Consider the following 23,675-nt stretch of genomic DNA (forward strand, 5'->3'; position numbering starts at 1 on the left):
GCCGGCGACATCGCTCGTCATGCCCCAAAATTCGGAGCATTCGGAGCAATCGCGCGCGAGGAGATCAGAAGGGAGAATCAGAAGCGGAACAGCTGATGCGGCGATGCGAGTACCCGCGCGCGCTCGCTGTCGTCGACGATCAGCGCATCGAGAAACTGCCGGTTTTTCGCGTAAGCCTGCGACGCCTCGAACTGCGTGTGCGGCCAGTCGCTGCCCCACAGCAGGCGGTCGAGGCCGTAAGCCTCGCGCAGCAGCGGATAGGCCTCCTTCGCAAAACTCTCGCCGCTCGCGCCGTTGCGATACGGCGCCGAGATCTTGACCCAGACATTTCGCGTCGCGCCGAGCTTCAGCACCGACTGGAAGCCGGGATCGGCGACACCGAGTTTCGGATCCGGCAGCGCATAGTGATCGAGCACGACGGTGACGCCATGATCAAGCAGCTGCGGCGCAAGCAGTGCGAGGTCGGACGCGTTGCGCTGGAGCTCGACCTGCCAGCCCATCGATTTCACGTTTCCGAGCAGCACCTTCCATTCGCTGGCAGCGAGATCGGGCAAGGGCTGGCCGACGAGATTGAGGCGAATGCCGACGACGCCGGCGCGATCGAGCGCGCGGAGTTCGTCCGCGGTCACAGAAGGATCGACCACCGCGATGCCGCGCAGGCGTCCGCCGGAAGTCTTCAGGCTCTCGACCAGATAGGAATTGTCGGTGCCGAGAAAGCTCGGCTGCACCAGCACGCCGTTGCTCATGCCATTGCGGTCGAGCTGCTCCAGATAGAGCGCCAGCGGCGCATCGTAATCGGGGGCATAGCGCCGGCCGGGCGCGAGCTTGAGGCCGCGGTGGAAGACATGGGCATGGGTATCGATCGTCGGCAAGCTCGTCTCACTCTTCGCTCGGCTCGCGGCGGCCGTGGCCGACACGAGAGATACAAGGCCTGTGCCGAATTGGCGGCGCGTCAGGCCGCGCGCGCGGGACATCATGGTGACTGCTCCCCATCCGGCGTCAGGCGCGCGTCGCGGCGGTTTGTTCAAAAACCTTGCCGCGGGTTTCGGGCAGCAGCACCACCGCGATCAGCACCAGCGAATAGGCGAAGGCCGCATCGATGCCGATCGCCGGTCCGAGCCCGATATGGTCGCTGAGATAGCCCACGAGGAAGGGGAACGCGGCGGAGACGATGCGGCCGAAATTGTAGCAGAAGCCGACACCGGTGCCGCGCACGCCGGCCGGATAGAGCTCGCTGAACAGCGCCGCCATGCTGGCGGGAATGCCGGCCGAGAAGAAGCCGAGCGGAAAGCCGAGCACCAGCATCTCGCCGTTGGTCAGCGGCGCGAAGATGTAGATCAGCACGGTGACGATGCAGGCGCTGGCGAAGAAGGTGACATTGGCCCTGCGGCCGATGCGGTCACTGATGATGCCGCTCGCGATGCAGCCGCAGAAGAAGGCAACGATGATGACTGCGAGATAGCCGCTGGAGCCCAGCACCGACAGATGCCGCACTTCGCGCAAGTATGTCGGCAGGAACGTGGTCAGGGCCGCGTAACCGCCGTGGGCGCCGATGCCAAACAGGCCTCCGATCAGCGTCGAGCGCAGCACGTCACGATGGAAGATGCCCGAGAGCGTGGCGAAGAATGGCGTCTTGTCGGCTGCGACCGCGCGCGGCGGCTCCTTCAAGCCGCGGCGGATGAAGATGATGAGGAGCGCGGGCAACAGCCCCAGCGCAAACAGCAGCCGCCAGGCGATGTCGGCGGGTGCATAAGTGAACACGAGGGCCGAGAGCAGCACAGCTGCGCCCCACCCCACGGCCCAGGCGCTCTGCACCGAGCCCAGCGCCTTGCCGCGATGCTCGGGGCGAATGATCTCGGCCATCAGCACCGCGCCGCAAGCCCATTCGGCGCCGAAGCCGAGGCCCTGAATCGCCTTCAGGATCAGGAGCTGGTTGTAAGTCATCGCGAACGCGCAGGCGAAGGTCGCGAGCGCAAAGGTCGCAACGGTAATCTGAAGCGCCTTGACGCGGCCAAAACGGTCGCCGAGCGCGCCGCCGAGCCAGCCGCCGAACGCGCCGAAGAACAGCGTGACCGAGCCGAGCAGGCCCGCATCGGCCTTGCTGATGCCGAAGGCGGCGATCAGCGCGGGAATGGCAAGGCCGAACATCTGGACGTCGAGCGCATCCAGCGCCCAGCCGCCAAAGCTTGCCCAGAACGTGCGCCGCTCCAGCGGCGAGCTTTCGCTGTACCAGTTTGACATTGTTTCTCCCTTGAATTCGTTATTGCTTGATGTCGTTGAAAGGTCGCTCTCACCTGATCTCGGCGTGGTAGCGGAACCGGTCGGCCGGCCCCCTCGACCTGCGCCATTCGATCGGCCGCCGCTCCAGATCGAGCGCGAGGCGCTCGATCACGATCAATGGTGCGTGCGCTTCGAGGCGCAGCAGGCGGGCCTGCATCTCGTTGGCCATTTCGACCGTCAGAATTTCCTCGGCCGACACCACCACCTCCCCGCAGCGCTCCTCGTAGAGCGGATAAAGCAGGTCGCCGAATTCGGCGGTGTCGATCTCCAGGATCGGCGCGAAGCGCGATTGCTGGAGCCAGATTTCTTCGGCGAGCAGCGGTACATCGTCGATCAGGCGCAGACGCGACAGGCTAATCACGGGCTCGCCGACAGGGATGCGCAGCGCCGACGCAACGGCCGAATTCGCCGGAACGCTCTTGCGCCGGATGATGCGGCTCTTCGGCACGCGCCGCTCGCCGCTCTCGGACTGGAAGCGGAAGAAGCGGAATAGCGAGGAGTTGAAGCGCGCCCGGCGCACGAAGGTGCCGCGGCCCTGCTGGCGCTCCAGCACGGTATCGGCAACGAGCTGATCGATCGCTTTGCGCACGGTGCCGATGGCGACGCCGTAATGCGCCGCGAGCTCGGCCTCCGACGGGATCGGCTCGCCCGGCCGCCATTCATTGCGGTTGATCCGCGCGGCGAGGTCGTCGCGCAGGCGCTGGTAGCGTGGCAGGCGGTCGTCGTGCGGGGCTGCATTCATATAGTCATATAGATGACTAGATGAGATGGGAGTCAAGCACTACCAAGGTACCGCAATCGAGAAACCGGCGATGCCCGCGGGGGACGCGAGGTCGGGCCGGCGGACGTTGCCAACCCGACCTCGCCTTGCGCGTTAATTCGCTGCCCTCGGCGTGCAGGGCGGCTGCTTGTAGGGCGCTGAGGCAAACGCGCCCTGTGCCGGAGCCCTCACGCAATCCGCAGCCGCCTGAGGCGAGGCGCGCCGCGGGGCGACGTCGCGAGCGGCTGCGGCCTGGGTTTGATAGACGGCGGCGGCGATCAGGGCGGCCGAGACAAGGGTCAATCGGGTCATGGGTTCTCTCCGCGTGGCAAACGGAAGCCGAGAGGTTTCGGCGTCCTGACAATATGAGCGGAAATCGCCGTGAGATATTTCATCACGCGCCTTCAACGAAACGCGAGCCCCTCACCCCAGTTGAAACACCGCCACCTTGTGCTCGTAGCCGCGAATCGCGACCTCGCCGAGCGCGACGGCGTCCTCACCGTCGTCGCCGAGCGCCTCGCGGACGGACGCGGAGATCAGGAGGTGCGAGCCGAACTCCTTGTTGAGTGCCTCCAGCCGCGAGGCGAAGTTCACGGTGTCGCCGATGACCGTGTACTCCTTGCGCCGGGGCGAGCCGATATTGCCGGCAACGACCTCGCCGAAATGGATGCCGATGCCGATCCGCAGCGGCCAGCTCGTTTGCGCGTTGATGCGGTCCATCGCGGCCAGCATCTCGCGGCCTGCGGCAACCGCGCGGTGCGCGGCGTCGGAGGCCTCCAGCGGCGCGCCGAACAGGGCGAGGAAGCCATCGCCCAAAAACTTGTTCACGATGCCGCCCTGACGATCGAGGATGTCGACCAGCACGGCGAACGCACCGTCGAGCCGGTCAACCACCTCCTGCGGGGTGCGCAACCGCGCGCTGGCGGTGAAGCCGCGGAAATCGACGAACATCACCGCGACGCGGCGAAGGTCGCCGCCCGCGCTGGGCCCCGCCGCCATCAGCCGTTCCACCACCTGCGGCGAGACGTGCTGGCCGAACAGGTTGGTGACGCGATCACGCGCGGTGGCGGCCGCGATGCTCGCGGCAAATTGCCGCCGCAGCCGCGCGCCGACGGAGCCGGCGAGCACGCCGCAGATCAGGATGATGGTGCTGCGCACAGCGTGAAAGTAGATCAGCGGTTCGCCAGCGTCGCTGGCCGAATTGTAGTACAGCGCGACGGCCAGGAGTTCGGCTGCGGCCACAAATCCCGTGAAGGTGGACAGCCAGAAATCGAGCCGCAGCGTCGAAAGAATGATGAAGATGAAATAGGCCAGTGGCAGCACGAAACCGAGCGCGGGCCCAGCGCCCATGCTGCGAATCTGGAGGATCAGGATGATCGTCGGCAGCGACGTTTCGATGAGAGCGCCGATATAGCGCCTGATCACCGGCAGGTCGCGATCGAGCTTGAGGTTTCGCCTGATCTGGCTGTGGACCCAGACCTCGAAGAGGATGAAGCCCCCCAAGAGCATGTATTCGCGGACCAAGCCCTCCGTCCCGCGCCAGACCCGGTTCACGATGGCAGGGTCGATCAGGTAGGTTGCGGTGAGGAACAGGATCATGACGCAGCCCGTCGTGATCAGCGCCCTCACCCGCAACAGCTCGGTCCGCAGCACTTCTCGCGTCAGCTCGCGCTCGAACTCGTCCGACATCACGGCATGCTGCCGGGTCTTCCTGCTGGCAAACCTGACCATTTCTCCCCTCGATTCAGGGGCATTGTGCCTCAATCCAGCGTGCGGCGGAAGCGCGTCACCGCGATGGTCATGGCGACCAGCATCAGGATCGCCAGCGCCAGCGCGTCGAAGTGCAAATTCTGCATGGTCGCGCCCTTCAGCATGATGGCGCGGACGATCCGCAAGTAGTGGGTCAGCGGCAGGCATTCGCCGAGATATTGCGCCCAGACCGGCATGCCGGCGAACGGGAACATGAATCCGGAGAGCAGAATGCTCGGCAGGAAGAACATCATCGCCATCTGCATGGCCTGGAGCTGGTTCTGCACCACGGTCGAGATGGTGTAGCCAATCGACAGATTTGTAGCGATGAACAAGGTCGACAGCAGCGCGAGCAGGAACAGATTGCCGAGCAAGGGCACGCCGAACAAGCCGACACCGATGCCGATGATGAGGAAGGCCTGAAGGAAGCCAACCAGCACATAAGGAACGATCTTGCCGAACATCACCTCGACCGGCTTGATCGGCATCGACAGCAGGCTCTCCATGGTACCGCGCTCGACCTCGCGGGTGACCGAGAGCGCGGTGAAGATCAGCATGGTCATGGTGAGGATGGTGCCGACGAGGCCCGGCACGATATTGAGGCTGGACGACGCGGCCGGATTGTAGCGCGCATGCGCGCGGATCTCGAACGGCATCTCGGGCGGATTGCCGATATAGAGATCGTGCGCAAGCGCGGTCTGCACGACCATGCCGAGCGAGCCGAGCGCGGCACTGGCCGCAACGGGATCGGTGGCGTCGGCCGCAACCAGCAGCGCCGGCCGGTCGCCACGCCGCACCGCCCGCTCGAAGCCCCGCGGAATCTCGACGCCGAACAGCACCTTGCCCGATTTCAGCAGGTTGTCGAAATCGTCGACGTCGTGGACCTCGTAGATGAAGCGGAAATAGGCGGTGTTCTCCAGCGCCTTCAACACCGAGCGGGCAAGATCCGAATCCTCCTGGAGCAGCACCGCGCTCGGCAGATTGTGCGGCGTGGTGTTGATGGCATAGCCGAACAGCAGAAGCTGCATCACCGGCAGCATCACGATCATCGCGAACGAGACGCGGTCGCGCTTGAGCTGGATGAACTCCTTGACCAGCATCGCATAGGAGCGCTTCCAGAAGCCGAAGCGCTCGCGGATCTCGTGCGCGGGTGCGGGATGATCGGCGGCGCTCATTGGAAATTGTCCTTGGAACGGCTCATCAATTCGATGAACACGTCTTCGAGCGAGGGCGATGATTTGTGCCAGTGCAGGCCGCCCTTCTCGCGCCACGGCGCGATGCTGGCCTCGAGCGCGGCGACGTCGCGCCCGGAAACGTGGAGCGAAGTACCGAACGGCGCCACCATGTCCACGCCGGGCTTGCCGGTGAGCGCGGCCGTGAGCCCGTTGAGGTCCTCGCCCGTCACGGTGTAGGTCGTCAGGGCGGACTTCGCGATCACCTCCTCGACCGTGCCGTGCGCCAGCAGATGGCCGTAGGCGATATAGGCGATCTCGTGGCAGCGCTCGGCCTCGTCCATGTAGTGGGTCGAGACCAGGACGGTGAGGCCGTCGGCCGCGAGCGCATGGATCTCGTTCCAGAAATCGCGCCGCGCCTTGGGATCGACGCCGGCGGTGGGCTCGTCCAGCAGCAGCAGTTTCGGACTGGGCAGCGTGCAGGCCCCGAGCGCGAGCCGCTGCTTCCAGCCGCCGGAGAGCTCGCCCGCAAGCTGCTCCTCGCGCCCCGACAGCCCGAGCCGCTTGATCATGTCGCGCGCAGCGCCCCGTGCATCGGCGAGGCCATAGAGCCGCGCGACGAATTCGAGGTTCTCGCGCACCGAGAGGTCCTGGTACAGGCTGAAGCGCTGGGTCATGTAGCCGACCTGGCGCTTGATCTTTTCGGCATCGCGCCTGATGTCGTAGCCGAGGCAGGTGCCCTCGCCGCTGTCGGGCGTGAGCAGGCCGCAGAGGATGCGGATGGTGGTGGTCTTCCCCGAGCCGTTCGGCCCGAGGAAGCCGTAGATCGAGCCGCGCTTCACCTGCATCGACAGATCGTGCACGACCTCGCGGCCGCCAAACGACTTGGTCAGGCCCTTGACGTCGATCGCGATGCCGTTGCCGCCGTTCATCGCTTGTCCGCCACCGGCGTTTTTGGATGGAGATAGACGTCGATCGGCTGTCCGACCCGCAGGGCATCGGGCCGCGAGGGGCGCGCCTGGATCAAATAGACCAGCTTGTTGCGCTCATCGAGGCTGTAGATGACAGGCGGAGTGTATTCGGCCGAGGTCGCGATGAAATAGATCTTTGCGGTGAGATCCGCCGCGCAATTATCGCAAGAGATGCGCACCGTGTCGCCGATCGCGAGCTTCGGCAACTCGGTCTCGGGCACGAAGAAGCGCAGCTTCATGTTGCCGGGCGGCATGATCGAGAGCACCGGCCGCTGCGCCGCCACCATCTCGCCCTCGCGGAAATAGATCTGCTGGATGGTGCCGGCAACGGGCGCAAAGCCCCTGCGCCGCGCCATTCGCGTCTCCGACGTTGCGACCCGCGCTTCGGCGACACGCAAGGACGACACGGCGGAATCGAGATTGGCCTGCGTACCGGAGCCGGTCTTGTTCAGCGAGGCCGCGCGATCATAGGTCTGCTGCGCATTGGCCAGTGTCGCCTTGTTCTGGTTGAGGTCGGCAAGCTGAAGATCGTCGTCGACGGAATAGAGGGCATCGCCGACCTTCACCTCGTCGCCCTCGCGGACATTGAGCTTCGTCACCCGGCCCGCTTCGTCCGGGCTGACGAAGATCATGTCGGCCTCGACCCAACCCTGAAATCCGGGATCGCGCTTGTCCTTGCAGCCGGCAAGGCCGGTTGCAAGGACGAGGGCCAATGCAAACACAGAAATTGCTCGTGACGACCTCATGTCGTCCTCCGTTCGCCAAAAATCAGATCGAGATGGACGCGCAGCATGTCCTGGGCGTCGAGCGGCGCGTGCCGCGCAAACAGGCTCTGCCAGATCACCGCGATCATCGCCGGTGCGACCAGGATCTGCGGATAGCGCGCGAGGTTCTTCTCGCGGATCTCGCCGCGGGCAATGCCGAGCTCGATCAGCGCGCGCATGCCGGCGATCCCGCGCGAGACAACCTCGCGATAGTAGAAATCGGCGACGGACGGAAAGCGCGGCCCTTCCGCCACGATCAATCGCACGAGATCGCCACGCCTCGTGCCGATGACCTCCTTGAGGAAGTTACCGGCAAAGGCCTCGACGAGATCGCGCACCGAGCCCGTCGGCGGCGGCAGCGCATTCAGCTTGGCCACGACCGGCACGATCACCGTGCGCACCAGCTCCTCGAACATCGATTCCTTGTCCTTGAAGTGCAGGTAGATCGTGCCCTTGGCCACGCCCGCCCGCTTGGCGATGTCGTCGAGCCGCGTCGCGGCAAAGCCGCGCGCAATGAACTCCTCCATCGCCGCTTCCACGATGGCCGACCGACGCTCGGCCGCACGTGTGGCACGGTTCGAAGTGGGCGCGGCGTCGGCGGGCGCACGGCCCTTCGCATCGGCGCGAGTTGCGGTTGGCGTGGCTGCTTTGGTTGGCTTCTTTGTCATCTCCCATTTATGACTGACTAGTCAGTCATAATCAAGACAGCGAGTCAATCCAGCAACAAATTAGCATTGACTAATTCATTAGCGCATGCTAATCGAATATCCATGATCGAAGCCGCCCCAAATCCCGTCACCACCGTGATGCGTGCCCTCGCCGATCCGACCCGCCGGGCCGTGTTCGAGCGCGTGTTCGAGAGCAAGGAGATCAGCGTGGCCGAGCTCACCCGCGGCAGCGGCGTGACGCAGGGCGCGATCTCGCAGCACCTGAAGTCGCTGAAGCAGGCCGGCCTCGTCGCCGAGCGCGCCGAGGGCCGCAATGTCTATTACCGCGCCGCGCCGCAAGGGCTCGAGCCGCTGGTCACCTGGATGGACCATTACGGCGTGTTCTGGCGCGAGCGCTTCCAGAATCTGCGTGACCTCTTGAAGGAGATCGATCCGTGAGTGCAGCCGAGTTCAAAGCCGAGACTAAAGACATCGTCCAAGACATTGTTTTGGAGGAGGTCTTCCCTCACGCGCCCGAGACGATCTGGAAGACGCTGACCAGCGCCCAGTTGATCGCGCGCTGGCTGATGCAGCCGACCGGCTTCGAAGCCATCGAAGGCAAGGCCTTCACGTTCCAGACCACGCCCGGCGGCAACTGGGATGGCGTCATCCATTGCCGGGTTCTGGAAGTCGTACCGAACCGGCGCCTCGTCTATGCCTGGAAGGGCGGCGACGAACGCAACACCGGCTACGGCGCGCCGCTCGATACCGTCGTGACGTGGTCCCTCACCCCGGTCGAAGCCGGCACGCGGATCCGCCTGGTGCATGCGGGCTTCGTCATGCCGAGGAACGAGTCGGCCTACACGGTCATGAGCGGCGGCTGGAAGAAGGTCGTGCGTCAGCTCGACGAGATCAGTGGCGAGAAGTGAGTGGGAGATCTTCCGATGACCAGGCCTTTTACCGGCGGCTGCGCCTGCGGCGCGATCCGCTATTCGATTCTCGGTGAGCCGCTGTTCAGCAATCACTGCCAATGCCGGGATTGCCAGCGCGAAAGCGGCGGCGGTCACGGCTCGTACATGACCTTCGCGCGCGAAGGTGTCACGCTGACCGGCGAGGCGAAGCATTGGGACATGGTCGGCGACAGCGGCAACGTGAAGACGCGCGGTTTCTGCACGCAGTGCGGCTTGCCGGTCTACATGACCTTCGCCGCAATGCCCGACATCTTCACCATCCGCGCCGCGAGCCTCGACGAGCCCGCCCGCTACAAGCCGCAGGTGGTGACCTACGCGGCGCGCGGACATGGCTGGGACCACCTCGATCCGGACCTGCCGAAATTCGAGACCATGCCGCCAGCGTGAGGCACTAGAGCCACTTCCGTTCCGATGGAAGTTCCGATGGAATCGGAACGGGGCTCTAGATTCTTGTCTTGACGCGTTTTCCTTACGCGAACCGGTATCGACTTCGCTCGAAAACGCTCTAGCCAAAGTCGAGCACCATGCGGCCGTCGATCTTGCCGGCCTTCATCCGGTCGAAGACGTTATTGATCTCCGCGAGCGGCACCTTGGCTACTTCGGCCTTGACCTTGCCGTCCGCGGCGAATGCGATGGCCTCGTCGAGATCCCTGCGGGTGCCGACGATGGAGCCACGCACGGTGATACGCTTGAGCACGACATCGAAGATCGGCGTCGGGAATTCGCCCGGCGGCAGGCCGACCAAGCTGACGGTGCCCTTGCGACGCACCATCTTCAGCGCCTGCGCGAACGCCGAGGTCGAGACCGCCGTCACCAGCACACCGTGGGCCCCGCCCCCGGTTGCTGCCACAACCTTGTCCACCGCATTGGCCTCCAGCGCGTTGACCGCGAGATCGGCGCCGGTCTCGCGTGCGAGCTTGAGCTTGTCCTCGGCGATGTCGACGGCTGCGACCTTGAACCCCATCGCCTTGGCGTACTGGATCGCGACATGGCCGAGCCCGCCGACGCCGGAGATCGCGACCCACTCGCCGGGCCGAGCGTCGGTCTCCTTCAATCCCTTGTAGGTGGTGACGCCGGCACACAGGATCGGCGCGACGGCGGCGAAATCGATCGTTGCCGGGAGCTTTGCGGCGAAGGCGGCCGAGGCGATGACATATTCGGCAAAGCCGCCGTTCACGCTGTAGCCGGTGTTGTGCTGGTGCTCGCACAGCGTTTCCCAGCCGGTCTCGCAATATTCGCAAGCCATGCACGCGTCGTGCAGCCAGGCGACGCCGACGGCATCGCCGACCTTCAGATTTTTCACACCTGGCCCGAGTGCAGCGACGGTTCCCGCCACCTCATGCCCGGGAATGAAGGGCGGAACCGGCTTCACCGGCCAGTCGCCGGAAGCTGCGTGCAGATCGGTGTGGCAGACGCCGCACGCTTTCACCTTGACCAAAACCTCGCCGGGACCGGGCTGCGGCACCGGCACGTCCTCGATCACCAGCGGCTTGCCGAATTGTTTGACGATGGCGGCTTTCATGGTCGGCATGTGTCTGCTCCATTGCAATACGGAGGGCAGACTAGCGATGCCGGGCGGCGCATCCTTGATTGGAGTCAAAGAACGCAAGTTTCCGTCGCAGGAACCATCACGACACCGCGAAGACGAGGCTGCTTGAAGTACCGCTAGCTATGGAACTTCAGACCGTCGACGATCTTGTCGATCACCTTGCGCTCGGCGCGCATCGCGATGCCGACGAGATTGAGATCGGTGCGCTCAACCGCCCTCACCGCTTCGCGATTGGCGGCATCGTGCGTGGTCTTGAACATGTCCTCGGTGTAAAGGGCCGCCGTCACATTGCGCGAGAGCGCACGGTCGAGCGCGCGTGACAGCGCGGCACCATCGGCACCGTAGATCAGGATCGGCTGGCCGATCAGCGCGTGGTACTTCGTGCCCGAACCGTCCTCATGGGGCTCGCCGACACAGTCCGGAAAGGCCGCGGCAATTCCGCTGGTCAGAAACGACGCGACGTTGAGCTTCTGCCAGGCCTGAAGATCGGTGCGGATCACGACCGCGATCTTGGTGTCGAGCTGCATGCATACCTCGAACTGTCATTCCGGGGCGCGCCGAAGGCGCGAGCCCGGAATTCATCAGGCCACAGAGCCGGTGGACGAATTGATTCCGGGTTCGATGCTACGCATCGCCCCGGAATGACAGCAAGAGAAATTCACCCCTTGGCGTCGCAGGCCCAGGCGCGGATCACGCATTCCTTGCCGCCGTATTTGTAGCATTCGCGCGTGGCGGCGTTGAGCGAGGCCGAGATCTTCGGCTTGACGGCATAGCCATAGGCGCCGCACGGGTTGGCCATATCGACCGACATCGCGGCGCAAGCGCGCTTCATGGTCACCGTCGTGCAGTCGCCCTTGCACTGCTTCTGTGCGGCGGCACGGGCCTCGCGCTCGGCGCCGTAATCAAAAGCCTGGCCATAGGCTCCGCACTTGCCGACCGCAAACGCACCGGCAGCATGCGCATCCGTGATGTAGCGAGCGCCGGCGACACAAACCGACAGCGCAAAGAAAAACATCGCGCAACGGCGCGCGACGACATTCGAAGCCATGGAAAAACCCCTCCCCCCAAGGCAGGTGGAGAGGACTCTAGGCGGTGGACGTTTCCAGATGGTGAACGAGGGGTGAAATCGAACGAATGAGAGTGCCGTAGGGTGGGCAAAGGCGCAAAGCGCCGTGCCCACTATCCATCCACACCATCATTCAAAATTAGTGGGCACGCTTCCGCCTTCGCTCTACGAGCTACGGCGGACAAGTCGTTTTGCCCACTCTACGGCACCGTCATCCGCGTCTTGCGGCTTCCAGCGCCTGCGGCGTGTCGATGTCGAGGAAGGCACTCTCACCATCCACGGGGACTTCGGCCACCGCTTCGGTGTGCTTGGCGATCAGATGGCGCGCGCCGACGTCGCCGTCGAGCGTCATCAATTCCTTGAAGAAGCGGCGCGACCACAGCACGGGATTGCCGCGGCGCCCGTCACTGACGGGCACGACGATGAGGTTGCCGCGGTCCGGCGCAAAGCCGTCGATGAGACGGTCGATCAGGCCGGCATCGATCAGCGGCATGTCGCCCAAACAGACCACGGCGCCGTCGCAAGCCTCAGGCACAGCCGCGATGCCGGCCTTGACCGAGCTCGCGATGCCGCCGGCGAAATCCGGGTTGCGGACGAACTTCACCTTCAAGCCTTGCAGCGCCTGCTCGACCAGCTCGGTCTGATGGCCGGTGACGACGATCACCTCGGAGGCCTTGGAGGCCAGCGCCTGCTCGGTCGCGATCCGCACCAGCTTCTTGCCGTCGAGCTCGGCGAGCAGCTTGTTCGGTCCGCCCATCCGGGTCGAGCGGCCCGCTGCGAGCACGATGGCCGCGACATGGCTGTTGCCCTCGATCGCGGGTTCTGCGCGCGGCTGCGGCCGCGTGACGATCTCCATCAGGAGGCCGCCGACGCCCATGCCCATCAACTCGGAGCGCGTCACCTTGATGCCGGCGAGCAGCCGCATCAGCACCCAGTCAAAACCGTTCTCGACCGGCGAGCGTGCGCAGCCCGGCGCGCCCAGCACCGGCACCCCGCCGACACGCGCGATCAGCAGCAAATTGCCGGGGTCGACCGGCATGCCGAAATGCTCGATCTCGCCGCCGATCCCGGTGACGGCCGCCGGAATCACGTCGCGGCGGTCGGCAATCGCAGAGGCGCCGAACACGATCACGAGCTCGGCGCCAAGCGCGAGCAGCTCCTTGATCGCGGCCGACAGCGCCCGCTCCTCGTGCTGGACCCGGCGCTCGGCAATGATGCTGGCGCCGGCCGGCGCGAGCCGCTCGGCGGTGACGCGCAGCGTCTTGTCGATCACCTTCGACGAGAGGCCCGGCAGCAGCGTCGAAACGATGCCGACGCGCTTGATGACGTAGGGCGCGATCTTCAGCACGTCCCGGCCCGCCGCCTTCACCGCGGCATCGCGCAAATTGCCTTCCACGCCGAACGGGATGATCTTGACGGTGCCGACCATCTCACCCTCGACCACCGGCTTGTAGGCGGTGAGCGTCGCAAAGGTGATGGCCTCGTCGATATTGTTGATGCGGTCGACCGCGGCGCGGTCGATCACCAGCACGCCCGGGCGCGCGGCGAACAGATTGGCGCGGCCGGTGAAGGCGCGCTCGACATGAATGCCCTCGCCGCCGACGGCCAGCGCAATACTGGCGGCGGCGACATCCTCGGAGACGTCGCCCTCCTCCATGCGCACCACCACGACGTCCTTGATGCCGGCGCGCGTCAGCGCCTCGACCTCGGCCGGGCCGATCGTCGTGCCTTTCTTCAGCACCAGCGGTCCCTGGCGCAGGGTGTGGACGGTCACCCCGCCGATCGCATCCTTGGGGCTCGCCGGTCCGAATTTCATGCCGCTTCTTCTTTTTCTTTTGGAGGCAGGCGCAGCACCGCCGTGATCTCGGCCATGATCGACACAGCGATCTCGGACGGCGAGACAGCGCCGATCGCCAGCCCAATGGGCGCGTGGATGCGCGCGATGTCGCTGTCCTTGGCGCCCTGCGCGCGCAGCCGGTCGCCGCGCTTGGCATGCGTCTTTCGCGAGCCGAGCGCACCGATATAGAAGCACTTGCGTTCAAAGGCGTGCAGCAGCGCGGGATCGTCGATCTTCGGATCGTGCGTCACGGCGACGAAAGCCGTGTAGGCATCGACATTGAGCGGCGGCAGCGCCGTGTCGGGCCATTCGGCGACCAGGGGAATATCAGGGAAGCGCTCCGCGCTCGCAAACGCCGTGCGGGGATCGACCACGGTGACGTCGTAGCCGAGCGAGCGCGCCAGCGGCGCCAAGGCCTGGCTGATATGGACCGCGCCGACGATGACGAGCTTTGCGGTCGGCGCGTAGACGTTGAGGAACAGCTTCTTGCCGCCGGCTTCGACACTGGCGCTCTTGCCCATGCGAAGCTGCTTGTCCAGTTCGGCGCGCAGCGGGTCTTTTGCAAAATCCGCAGCCTTCACCAGGCGCTGCTCGCCGCTCTCGGTGTCGGTCACCAGGATCACCGGCCGGCGCGCGGCGCGCTCGGCATTGAGTTCGTGCAGGATTGCGAGCTTCACGGCTAACCGACCTTCTCGACGAAGACGCGGATGGTGCCGCCACAGGACAGCCCGACATTCCAGGCCGTCTCATCGGCAACGCCGAACTCCAGCATCCTGGGCTTGCCGCTCTGGATCACGTCCATGGCCTCGGTGACCACGGCGCCTTCGACGCAGCCGCCGGAGACCGACCCCAGAAACGTGCCCTCATCGTTGATGACGAGGCTCGAGCCCGCCGGGCGCGGGGCCGAGCCCCAGGTCTCGACAACGGTGGCCAGCGCGACCCCGCGGCCGGCCTTCTGCCAATCCTCCGCCGCTTTCAGAATATCCTCGTCGCGATCGAGCATGGCTTAACCTCTCAAGCTGCGGAACGGATCAGGCTGCGGTGATGCGGCGGCAGCGGCCGGGAGAGCGTCGTGATCAGCTCCTGGATCGAACTCAAATTATGTACCGGGCGGAATTCGTCAACGTGCGGGAGCATCATTTTGATGCCCTGGGCCTTGGCCTCGAAGCCGCCGAACCGCAGAAGCGGGTTGAGCCAGATCAGCCGCCGGCAGGACCGGTGCAACCGGTCCATCTCGAAGGCGAGCTTGGAATCGGCCTCCCGCTCCAGCCCGTCGGAGATCAGCAGCACGATGGCGCCCTGGCTCAGCACGCGCCGCGCCCACAATTTGTTGAAGTTGTGCAGCGAGGCCGAAATCCGGGTGCCGCCGGCCCAGTCCTCGACCGAGGCCGAGCAGCTCGCCAGCGCCTCATCGGGGTCGCGCTGGCGCAGCGCCCGGGTGACGTTGGTCAGCCGGGTGCCGAACAGGAACACCGAGACGCGCTTTCGGGCATCCCCGATGGCATGCAGGAAATGCAGGAACAGGCGGGTGTACTCGCTCATCGAGCCCGAGATATCGAGCAGCGCGACGATCGGCGCCGGCTTCTCGATGCGCCCGAGGCGATGGATGTCGATGATGTCACCGCCGGTGCGCAAGGACGCGCGCAGCGTGCGGCGCAAATCGAGACGAAGCCCGCGGGGATCGGGCCGGTGCCGGCGCGTCAGAAGCTCGGCCTGCGGCAGCCGCATCCGCTCGACGGCGCGGAGCGCTTCGGTGATCTCAGCCGCGCTCATCTGCGCAAAATCCTTCTTCTGAAGGATCTCCTTGTCGGAGACCGACAGGCGCAAATCCTGCTCCTGGTGCTGCGGCGTCTCCGTCATCCGTGGCTGCGACATCGCCTCCTGCACGCGGCGCGAGCCGGCCTGCGGCTTCTTCTTGGCCTGCTCCGGCAACGGCACCGAATCCAGCATGTGCTTCCACTCTTCCGAGGCGCGGAAGAACAGGTTGAAGGCCTGCCTGAAGATCAGCGCATGCTCGTGGCGCTTGACGAAGATCGCCTCCAGCGTGGTGAAGACGTCGGCGCGGTTGCCGATGTCGATCACCTGGAGCGCGCTCATGGCATCGATGACGGCGCCCGGTCCGACCGGCATGCTGGCTGCACGCAACGCGCGGGCAAAGCCGACGATGTTGTCGGCGAACTGCTCGGTCTGGTCGGGCGCAAGGTGGTTGATGGCCATGGTCTCGTATCCATCCCCTCGTCATTCCAGGGCGCGCCACTTGGCGCGAGCCCGGAATCCATACTCCCGATCGTGGTTATGGATTCCGGGCTCGACGCTGCGCGTCGCCCCGGAATGACCGGAGTACTAGTGGCGCAAGATCAATTCTCGCTCGTCGCTTCCTTCAGCACCTTTTGCAGGGCGTCGCCCTGCATCCGGGTGATATCGTCCTGGTACTTGAGCAGCGCCCCCAGCGTGTCGCCGACCACTTGCGGGGTCAGCGAGCGGGCGTCGAGCTCCGACAGCGCGGTGGCCCAATCGATGGTCTCGGCGACACCAGGCGACTTGTAGAAATCCTGGTTGCGCAGCGCCTGGACGAAACGCACGACCTGCTGCGACAGCTTGGCGGAGATGCCGGGCACGCGCGTCTTGACGATCGCGAGCTCGCGCTCGGCTTCTGGATAGTCGACCCAGTGATAGAGACAGCGCCGCTTCAGCGCGTCATGGATCTCGCGCGTGCGGTTGGAGGTGATGATGACGATCGGCGGATGCGGCGCCTTCACGGTGCCGAATTCGGGAATGGTCACCTGGAAGTCGCTGAGGATTTCGAGCAGATATGCCTCGAACGCCTCGTCGGCGCGGTCGAGCTCGTCGATCAGCAGCACCGGCGGTCCCGCGACGTCGGGCTCCAGCGCCTGGAGCAAAGGCCGCTTGATCATGTAGCGGTCGGCGAAGATATCGGACGAGAGCTGATCGCGGTCGGTGTCGCCGGCGGCTTCCGCCATCCGGATCGCGATCATCTGCGCGGCGCTATTCCACTCGTAGACGGCGGAGGAGACGTCGAGGCCCTCGTAGCACTGCAGGCGGATCAGCTTCCGCCCCAGCGCCGCCGACAGCACCTTGGCGATCTCGGTCTTGCCGACGCCGGCTTCGCCCTCCAGGAACAGCGGCCGGCCCATGCGCAGCGACAGATAGGTCACCGTCGCCAGCGATCGCTCCGCGAGATAACCGCGCGAAGTCAAGAGTTCGAGCATCGCATCGACCGATGCCGGCAGGGCCGTGAGAGTCATGAAAAAGCCAGTCTCGCTACGCCCTCACCGGGGACAAGTTTGGGCCGAGGCGTGAGGTTCACTCACTCCTTGGCGTTGGCGGCATCGAGGGCACGCCGCGTCAGCACCCCGATGAGATGCGCACGGTATTCGGCGCTGCCGTGGATGTCGCTGTTGAGGCCTTCCGCAGGCACCTCGATGCCGTCGAGCGCCTTCGCGGCGAAGCGCTTCTTCAGGGCTTCCTCGAACGCGGTGACGCGGAACACGCCTTCGGAGCCGGCACCGGTGACGGCAACGCGCACGTCCGAAGGACGCCGCGCCACGAACACGCCGACCAGCGCGTAACGCGAGGCCTGGTTGCGGAACTTGATGTAGGCCGCCTTCTTCGGCAGCGGGAACATCACCTTGGTGATGATCTCGTCGGCTTCGAGCGCCGTCGTGAACAGGCCCTGGAAATACTCTTCCGCCTTGAGGCGGCGCTTGTTGGTGACGATGGTGGCGCCGAGCGCGAGCACCGCGGCCGGATAGTCCGCGGTCGGATCGTTGTTGGCGAGCGAGCCGCCGATCGTGCCCTTGTGGCGCACGGCGGGGTCGCCGATCTGGCTGGCAAGATTGGCCAGCGCCGGGATCGCCTCACCGACGATCGCAGAGCTTGCGACCTCGGCATGCCTGGCGGTGGCGCCGATCACGAGCGCGCGGCCCTTCATCTCGATCGTGTTGAGCCCCTCGATGTGGGAGAGGTCGACCAGATGCGGGGGGCTGGCGAGACGCTGCTTCATGACGGGAATCAGCGTGTGGCCGCCGGCGATCACCTTGGCGTCTTCGTTCTTCACCAGGAGGTTGGCCGCCTGGCGAACGGTCCCGGGGCGATGGTATTTGAATTCGTACATCTGAATGTCCTGATCGCAGAATGCGCGCGCGGTTAGGCGAGATCGGATTTCGCCATCGCCTTGGCGCCGGCGGAGATCGAAGCGACGATGTTCTGGTAGCCGGTGCAACGGCAGAGATTGCCTTCCAGCTCCTCGCGGATGGTGTGGTCGTCGAGCTCGTGGCCCTTGCGATGGACGATGTCGATCGCCGTCATGATCATGCCCGGCGTGCAGAAGCCGCACTGCAGGCCATGGTGCTCGCGGAAGGCCTCCTGCATCGGATGCAGCGGAGCGCCGTCGGCGGCCAGTCCCTCGATCGTCTTGACCTCGTGGCCGTCGGCCATCACGGCCAGCGTGGTGCAGGACTTCACGGCCTTGCCGTCGAGATGCACGACACAGGCGCCGCACTGCGAGGTATCGCAGCCGACATGGGTGCCGGTCAGGCGCAGATTCTCGCGCAGGAACTGCACCAGAAGGGTGCGGGGATCGACGTTGGCCGTGACAGGATTGCCGTTCACGATGAGGGAGATTTTTGCCATAAGCACTCTCTATCAGCGCCCCGACGGGTCCCGTCGAAGCGGTTCTTATAATTATTCCAACCCATCATATGGGCCATTATGCCCGGGGGCAACATCGCCCCGGACGCAAGGCGCCATGCCGAAAGGCGATAGCCTTCAGCCCTGTACCGCCTTGGCGAAGTTCGCGAAAAATTCGTCGGCCAGTTTCTTGGCGGTGCCGTTGATGAGGCGCTGGCCGAGCTGCGCCAACTTGCCGCCGATCTGCGCCTCGACCTCGTAGGAGAGCAGCGTACCGCCGTCCTTCTCCGCGAGCTTGACCACGGCGCCGCCCTTGGCGAAGCCGGCCACCCCGCCCTCGCCTTCGCCGGAGATCTTGTAGCCGTTCGGCGGGTCGAGATCGGAGAGTGTGACCTTGCCCTTGAAGCGCGCCGACACCGGCCCGACCTTCATTTTCGCGGTCGCGCGAAAGCCGCCGTCGTCGGTCTTCTCCAGCTCCTCGCAGCCGGGGATGCAGGCCTTCAGCACCTCGGGATTATTGAGCTTCTCCCACACGGCCTCGCGCGGCGCCGCAAGCTGGACTTCGCCGTTCATCGTCATGGCCATGGGGTACCTCCCGGATGCTTCTCTATAATGTGCTCAAGTAACGCACGGAGGCCGCAAAGGAAAGGGCAGCCCCCGGCCACGTGCAATGCATATTCGCAACTGCAAAAAGCTTTGCGCCGATGGTTTGGGATTGGCAGAGCCGGGGCATGGTGATTAGGTCCCGCGCAACATGAGCACAGCCCTCTCCCCCCTGCTCGCGCCGATGCTGTCGAGCCCAGCCATGCGCGCGGTCTGCGACGACCGGTCGACCCTCCAGAACATGCTCGATTTCGAGGCAGCCCTGGCACGCGCCGAGGCCGCCACGGATGTGATTCCCGCATCCGCGGTGGGCCCGATCGAAGCTGCGTGCAGGGCCGATACCTTTGACATGGCCGCTCTGGGCGAGGCCGCGACGCGATCCGGCAATCTCGCGATTCCCCTGGTCAAGGCGCTCACGGCCAATGTCGGCAAGGCCGATGCGGAGGCCGCGCGCTACGTCCATTGGGGCGCGACGAGCCAGGACGTCATCGACACCGCGACCATGCTCACGCTTCGCGCCGGCATCGATGCGCTCGATGCCGATCTCAGCCGCGCCATCAAGGGCTTTGCCGCCCTGGCGCGGAGCCATCGCAACACCGCCATGGTGGCGCGGACCTGGCTCCAGCACGCGCTGCCGATGCCGTTCGGGCTCAAGGCCGCGGAATACGCATCAAGCCTCGCCCGCGCCCGCTGCCGCCTGCGGCGGCTCTCCCGCGAGGGTCTTGCGCTGCAATTCGGCGGCGCGGCCGGCACGCTCGCGGCCCTCGGCGACAAGGGGCTCGTCGTTGCAGAGCGATTGGCGCAGGAGCTCAACCTGCCGCTGCCGGAAGCGCCCTGGCACACCCATCGCGACCGGATCGCGGAAGCCGCATCATGCTTTGCGATTCTCGCCGGAAGCTGCGGCAAGATCGCGCGCGACGTCTCGCTGATGATGCAGACCGATGTTGGCGAAGCGTTCGAGCCTGCCGGCGAAGGCCGCGGTGGCTCCTCGACCATGCCGCACAAGCGCAACCCGGTCGCGGCCGCGAGCGCGCTGGGCTGCGCGACCATGGCGCCGCAGCTCGCCGCGACGATCTTTGCAGCCCAGGTGCAGGACCATGAGCGCAGCGCCGGCCCCTGGCACGCGGAATGGCCGACGTTGCCGCAATTGATGCTGGTCACCTCGGGCGCGCTCGCCGCCATCCTCGACATCGCCGAGGGCCTCGACGTCGATGCCGCGCGCATGCGCAGCAATCTCGATACGACGCATGGGCTCATCATGGCGGAAGCGGTCACGTTTGCGCTGGCCGACAAGATCGGCAAAAGCGATGCGCATCATTTGATCGAGGCCGCGAGCAAGCGCGCGGTCGCCGAAAAGAAGCATTTGCGCGAGGTTCTCGCGGCCGATTCGCAGGTCACCGCGCATCTGCCGCCGGAAAAAATTGCGGCATTGTTCGAGCCGATGGCCTATCAAGGGGCTTCCCAAGCCCTGATCGACCGGCTGCTCGACAGCCTCGAGCGCGATTAATTGTTTGAGCATGATCTTTTTCGGAAAACCGCTCCACACTTTTCCGGATCATGCTCCAGAACGGAGACGCCCAGCATGCCCATGATCGATGCCGACGGTTGCCTGATCAACGTCTCCGTCGAGGGCCGCGACGGCGGGCCGACGCTGATGCTGTCCAATTCGCTCGGCTGCACGCTGCAGATGTGGGAGCCGCAGATGAAGGCTCTGACGCAGGTGTTCCGCGTCATCCGCTATGACCGCCGCGGCCACGGCAAGTCCAACGTTCCGCCCGGCCCCTATACGATGGAGCGCTTCGGCCGCGACGTGCTGGCGATCCTCGACGACCTCAACATCGAGAAGGTGCATTGGTGCGGCCTCTCGATGGGCGGCATGGTCGGGCAGTGGCTAGGGGCCAATGCGCCGGAGCGCTTCGGCAAGCTCATCCTCGCCAACACCTCCTGCTACTACGCCGAGCCGACCAAATGGCTGGAGCGCATCGACGCGGTGAAGAAGGGCGGCATCACCGCGGTCGCCGATGCCGTGATCGCTGGCTGGCTGACGCAGGATTTCCGCGAGCGCGAGCCGCAGATCACGGCGAAGATGAAGTCGATGCTGCTGGCTTCCCCCGTCGAGGGTTATCTCGCCTGCTGCGAGGCGCTGTCGACGCTCGATCAGCGCGAGATGCTCGCCAAGATCAAGAGCCCGACACTGGTGATCGCCGGCCGCCACGACATGGCGACGCCGATCTCGGCGGGTGAATTGATCCGCTCAAACATTCCCGGCGCCAGCATGACCATCATCGATGCCGCGCACATTTCAAATGTCGAGCAGCCGCACGCCTTCACCGACGCGGTGGTGGGTTTCCTGACGCAGCGCTGAGGCCGTCCAATTCAGCGCGGTTCGGCGGAGGGCTGCGGCATCGCCCCCTGGGCGGGCGCGGGCGGTGCGGGCACGGGTGTCGCCGGCTCAGCGGACTGCAGTGACGGCTGTTGAGAGGTTCGCGGTTCATCCGGTGTGCCCGGCGTTTCGGGCTTCGGTGGTCCCGGCTCACGCGAGGACCGCGTCCGCCCGCCGCCGTCCGATTCCGGCTGGTGATGTTCGGATTGCGGCGGCGCGATCAGCGTCATTGCGACCAGCGCAATCTCGGCCAACGCGAATGGCAGCAGGATCAAGACGAGCCCGCGCCGCGTGAAGGTTTGATTGAAGGCGCGGTAGATCGCGAACGCGATGCTGAGCAGCCAGACGCCACCAGCTGCCCGCGACTTCAAGGTCCACCCCTCTCCCATAATCAGGACGAGCAGGTGAGAGACGTAGTAGGGCACGAGACAGCTCAGCAGGATGAATTCGCCCCAGCGCTGGATCAACCCGATCTCCGATTGGATCGTCTTCGTCTCCTCGTCGATCTTAGTGGCCCGCTCCACCAGCGAGTTCTGCGTGATCGACAGGTAGTTCTGGTCGAGACTAACGATGCTCGACATCGCGCGCTCGTAGCGGACACCCAGCCGGTCGATGAAATCGAACTCCGGACCCAGCCGGCGCCGGATGAACTGATCATAGGGCTGGTCGCCTTCGAGGCGCAGAATGCGCAAGAGCTTCACATTTTGCTCGAACTGCCGCACGTAGTAGCGGGACCGTTCGATTCGGTAGAGCGGGCCGCTCCCGGTCTTCAGCAGAAATTTGCCCGTAATCTCGTTGAGCTGCGCATGCGCCTTGGCGATCTCGGCCATGGCCACGCGGTTACGCTGGTTGGCGGTTGCGGGGACGCTTTCACCCGGGCGCGTCCCGTAGGCTTCCGTCTGCGCGATCGCGCGGCGCGCCCTCTGGGTGGCCTCCTCCAGATCGGCCAACTCGAGTCCGGCATTGTGCAACCACCTGACGTCCTTGAGCGCGCACAGCCGGAACGTGCCGAGCTGAAGGATCTGGCTGACGAGACGGCCGAGTTGCCACTTGTTGACCACGGTCCTGTCGCCGACCCTCTGGTGGGCATAGACGATGAATTCCACTGGAATGCGCTCGCCGTCCGATATCTCGGGCAATTGTGGGCCGAGCGTGCTCAGATAGAGCGCCCGGCCATCGAGCATATAGTTAGCGGCGCATTCGTAGCGGGTGTGATCGGCGCGGATGCGATGCTGGATCAGGGGCAGTAGCGCCTGCTTGGCCTCGGCGCCCCAGCTCGGCGGCCCGTTGAACTTGAAGAAGCGATCGTCCCCGAAGGTCACGGCCCGCTCGGAGGCGACGAAGCCGCGAAAATCCGCACATACACGCTGAAAGATGGCGTCGTTCCGAAAGGATCCGCCCAACGACAGCACCTCCTCGTCAAAGGCACGCCAGAACTCGTGGAATGAATAGCGGTTGATATCCTTGGCGAGTTGGTCGACCGCCTGCTGCGACAGCGAAGCCGCAGGTTGGCCGCCAGTGGAGAGGTGCCGGTCCGGATCGAGATAGGCGACGATCCGATTCATCGTCTCGTTCAGCTCGGCGATGCCTGTGGGCGTGTTGTTGCGCGGCCGATCCAGCTCGACGAAGACCGACATCGTGAAATACTCAGCCTGGGTCTCGAAGCGGATCGTGACGTCGAGCAATTGCCAGACGAATTGCAGGCTGACGACGCGGTTGGTGCTCGCAAAGATGTCGTTCTGGCGCCGCGTGAGCTTATCGACTTGGTCGTCTTGCGGCTTGCGGTAGGCACTGCCAAACAGCAGGTTGACGCCGCCAATCCGGGGCGTGACCTCGATCGGGATGCCTCGCTTCGTTTCCAACCCGATCCAGAGCTCCCGGATGAAGCGATCGAGCGCCGTGTTGATCTCCTCGGGCCGCTTGTTGGGCGCCCATTCCGGATTGACCGGCTGCTCCCGCCTGTCCCCCTCCTCCTGGAAATTGGTCCAGAACGCCAGATGCCAGACCAGGGACGGCGCGCTCAGCACCTTCGGCGGCTTACGGTGGGCGCCCGCGTTCAGCTCGTGGTAGTCGCCGGCCGTGTTGAACATGGCAATCTGGCCGGTGGCGGTCTCGTCCATGGCAATTCACTCCCTCGAAACGAAGGCCTCAGGCGCACGCAATGACCGATACTACCGCAGATAGAACAGTACCGAAAGATGTGAGCGTCGCCTCAACGGCCTGTCAGCCCCGGCCGGGGTACGCTAGATTGGCTCGAAGATCATTTTGACAAG

General features: G+C 65.1%; 26 protein-coding genes. 5 read left to right on the plus strand and 21 right to left on the minus strand.

Annotation, left to right across the window (positions count from 1 at the left end; translation table 11 throughout):
- Nucleotides 1–77: 77 nt before the first annotated feature.
- The 9 genes from AB7245_RS28650 to AB7245_RS28690 all read right to left on the minus strand — a co-directional run bounded on the left by AB7245_RS28650 (nt 78) and on the right by AB7245_RS28690 (nt 8,364).
- Nucleotides 78–977: an amidohydrolase family protein gene (locus AB7245_RS28650; protein ID WP_166342467.1), complete on the minus strand. Its 900-nt coding sequence runs from the start codon at nt 975–977 to the stop codon at nt 78–80.
- A gap of 22 nt (nt 978–999) precedes the next feature.
- On the minus strand, nt 1,000–2,241 hold the full coding sequence (locus AB7245_RS28655; protein ID WP_166342468.1) for an MFS transporter: 1,242 nt from the start codon (nt 2,239–2,241) through the stop codon (nt 1,000–1,002).
- A 49-nt stretch (nt 2,242–2,290) separates the two neighbouring features.
- On the minus strand, nt 2,291–3,022 hold the full coding sequence (locus tag AB7245_RS28660) for a GntR family transcriptional regulator (RefSeq protein ID WP_085404341.1): 732 nt from the start codon (nt 3,020–3,022) through the stop codon (nt 2,291–2,293).
- A gap of 132 nt (nt 3,023–3,154) precedes the next feature.
- Nucleotides 3,155–3,352: a hypothetical protein gene (locus AB7245_RS28665; protein ID WP_085404340.1), complete on the minus strand. Its 198-nt coding sequence runs from the start codon at nt 3,350–3,352 to the stop codon at nt 3,155–3,157.
- Nucleotides 3,353–3,463: 111 nt separating this feature from the next.
- Entirely contained in the window at nt 3,464–4,771 is a 1,308-nt protein-coding gene (locus AB7245_RS28670) for an adenylate/guanylate cyclase domain-containing protein (protein ID WP_166342469.1), read from the minus strand.
- Between the two features lie 29 nt (nt 4,772–4,800).
- Complete coding sequence (locus tag AB7245_RS28675) at nt 4,801–5,964, minus strand: ABC transporter permease (RefSeq protein ID WP_135215457.1); 1,164 nt, start codon at nt 5,962–5,964, stop codon at nt 4,801–4,803.
- A complete protein-coding gene (locus AB7245_RS28680) occupies nt 5,961–6,893 on the minus strand; it encodes an ABC transporter ATP-binding protein (protein WP_166342470.1) in 933 nt (310 codons plus the stop codon). The genes AB7245_RS28675 and AB7245_RS28680 overlap by 4 nt, the downstream gene beginning before the upstream one ends.
- Nucleotides 6,890–7,678, minus strand: a complete 789-nt coding sequence (locus tag AB7245_RS28685) for an HlyD family secretion protein (protein ID WP_166342471.1) — start codon at nt 7,676–7,678, stop codon at nt 6,890–6,892. The genes AB7245_RS28680 and AB7245_RS28685 overlap by 4 nt, the downstream gene beginning before the upstream one ends.
- Complete coding sequence (locus AB7245_RS28690) at nt 7,675–8,364, minus strand: TetR/AcrR family transcriptional regulator (RefSeq protein ID WP_175627369.1); 690 nt, start codon at nt 8,362–8,364, stop codon at nt 7,675–7,677. Before AB7245_RS28690 ends, AB7245_RS28685 begins: the two co-directional genes overlap by 4 nt.
- 102 nt (nt 8,365–8,466) lie before the next feature.
- Here AB7245_RS28690 and AB7245_RS28695 point away from each other — a divergent pair, with 102 nt between their 5' ends.
- The 3 genes from AB7245_RS28695 to AB7245_RS28705 are packed head-to-tail and all read left to right on the plus strand — an operon-like array spanning nt 8,467 to nt 9,701.
- Entirely contained in the window at nt 8,467–8,802 is a 336-nt protein-coding gene (locus tag AB7245_RS28695) for an ArsR/SmtB family transcription factor (protein WP_011088398.1), read from the plus strand.
- Complete coding sequence (locus AB7245_RS28700; protein ID WP_063982412.1) at nt 8,799–9,272, plus strand: SRPBCC family protein; 474 nt, start codon at nt 8,799–8,801, stop codon at nt 9,270–9,272. Before AB7245_RS28695 ends, AB7245_RS28700 begins: the two co-directional genes overlap by 4 nt.
- A gap of 15 nt (nt 9,273–9,287) precedes the next feature.
- Nucleotides 9,288–9,701: a GFA family protein gene (locus AB7245_RS28705; protein WP_166342472.1), complete on the plus strand. Its 414-nt coding sequence runs from the start codon at nt 9,288–9,290 to the stop codon at nt 9,699–9,701.
- A 118-nt stretch (nt 9,702–9,819) separates the two neighbouring features.
- On the opposite strand, the gene adhP is transcribed toward AB7245_RS28705, so the two are convergent.
- The 11 genes from adhP to AB7245_RS28760 form a co-directional block, all read right to left on the minus strand.
- Entirely contained in the window at nt 9,820–10,845 is a 1,026-nt protein-coding gene (gene adhP, locus AB7245_RS28710; protein ID WP_166342473.1) for an alcohol dehydrogenase AdhP, read from the minus strand.
- A gap of 134 nt (nt 10,846–10,979) precedes the next feature.
- Entirely contained in the window at nt 10,980–11,390 is a 411-nt protein-coding gene (locus tag AB7245_RS28715; RefSeq protein WP_166342474.1) for a DUF2000 family protein, read from the minus strand.
- A 131-nt stretch (nt 11,391–11,521) separates the two neighbouring features.
- On the minus strand, nt 11,522–11,911 hold the full coding sequence (locus tag AB7245_RS28720) for a DUF4189 domain-containing protein (protein WP_028158473.1): 390 nt from the start codon (nt 11,909–11,911) through the stop codon (nt 11,522–11,524).
- Nucleotides 11,912–12,140: 229 nt separating this feature from the next.
- Nucleotides 12,141–13,745 (minus strand): NTP transferase domain-containing protein, encoded by a 1,605-nt coding sequence (locus tag AB7245_RS28725; RefSeq protein ID WP_439035180.1) that lies wholly within the window; start codon nt 13,743–13,745, stop codon nt 12,141–12,143.
- On the minus strand, nt 13,742–14,443 hold the full coding sequence (locus AB7245_RS28730) for an XdhC family protein (RefSeq protein ID WP_166342476.1): 702 nt from the start codon (nt 14,441–14,443) through the stop codon (nt 13,742–13,744). The genes AB7245_RS28725 and AB7245_RS28730 overlap by 4 nt, the downstream gene beginning before the upstream one ends.
- Nucleotides 14,444–14,445: 2 nt before the next feature.
- Nucleotides 14,446–14,769 carry an XdhC family protein gene (locus AB7245_RS28735; protein ID WP_007602422.1) on the minus strand — a complete coding sequence of 108 codons (324 nt, stop codon included), beginning with the start codon at nt 14,767–14,769 and terminating at the stop codon, nt 14,446–14,448.
- An 11-nt stretch (nt 14,770–14,780) separates the two neighbouring features.
- A complete protein-coding gene (locus tag AB7245_RS28740; protein WP_166342477.1) occupies nt 14,781–15,983 on the minus strand; it encodes a vWA domain-containing protein in 1,203 nt (400 codons plus the stop codon).
- 140 nt (nt 15,984–16,123) lie between these two features.
- Entirely contained in the window at nt 16,124–17,032 is a 909-nt protein-coding gene (locus tag AB7245_RS28745) for an AAA family ATPase (protein ID WP_028147443.1), read from the minus strand.
- 62 nt (nt 17,033–17,094) lie between these two features.
- On the minus strand, nt 17,095–17,901 hold the full coding sequence (locus AB7245_RS28750; protein ID WP_014494195.1) for an FAD binding domain-containing protein: 807 nt from the start codon (nt 17,899–17,901) through the stop codon (nt 17,095–17,097).
- A gap of 32 nt (nt 17,902–17,933) precedes the next feature.
- Nucleotides 17,934–18,419: a (2Fe-2S)-binding protein gene (locus AB7245_RS28755; protein WP_014494194.1), complete on the minus strand. Its 486-nt coding sequence runs from the start codon at nt 18,417–18,419 to the stop codon at nt 17,934–17,936.
- Nucleotides 18,420–18,554: 135 nt separating this feature from the next.
- Nucleotides 18,555–19,001, minus strand: coding sequence for an SRPBCC family protein (locus AB7245_RS28760; protein ID WP_071912467.1), 447 nt, complete (start codon nt 18,999–19,001; stop codon nt 18,555–18,557).
- Between the two features lie 169 nt (nt 19,002–19,170).
- Here AB7245_RS28760 and AB7245_RS28765 point away from each other — a divergent pair, with 169 nt between their 5' ends.
- Nucleotides 19,171–20,526 (plus strand): 3-carboxy-cis,cis-muconate cycloisomerase, encoded by a 1,356-nt coding sequence (locus AB7245_RS28765; RefSeq protein ID WP_166342478.1) that lies wholly within the window; start codon nt 19,171–19,173, stop codon nt 20,524–20,526.
- A 75-nt stretch (nt 20,527–20,601) separates the two neighbouring features.
- On the plus strand, nt 20,602–21,384 hold the full coding sequence (gene pcaD / locus AB7245_RS28770) for a 3-oxoadipate enol-lactonase (protein WP_166342479.1): 783 nt from the start codon (nt 20,602–20,604) through the stop codon (nt 21,382–21,384).
- An 11-nt stretch (nt 21,385–21,395) separates the two neighbouring features.
- Here the strand turns inward: pcaD and AB7245_RS28775 are convergent, their stop codons facing one another.
- Nucleotides 21,396–23,522 (minus strand): DUF3422 family protein, encoded by a 2,127-nt coding sequence (locus tag AB7245_RS28775; protein ID WP_166342480.1) that lies wholly within the window; start codon nt 23,520–23,522, stop codon nt 21,396–21,398.
- Between the last annotated feature and the right edge of the window lie 153 nt (nt 23,523–23,675).

It is taken from the genome of Bradyrhizobium sp. 604_D8_N2_3, from assembly GCF_051810765.1.
Classification (GTDB): Bacteria; Pseudomonadota; Alphaproteobacteria; order Rhizobiales; family Xanthobacteraceae; genus Bradyrhizobium; species Bradyrhizobium barranii.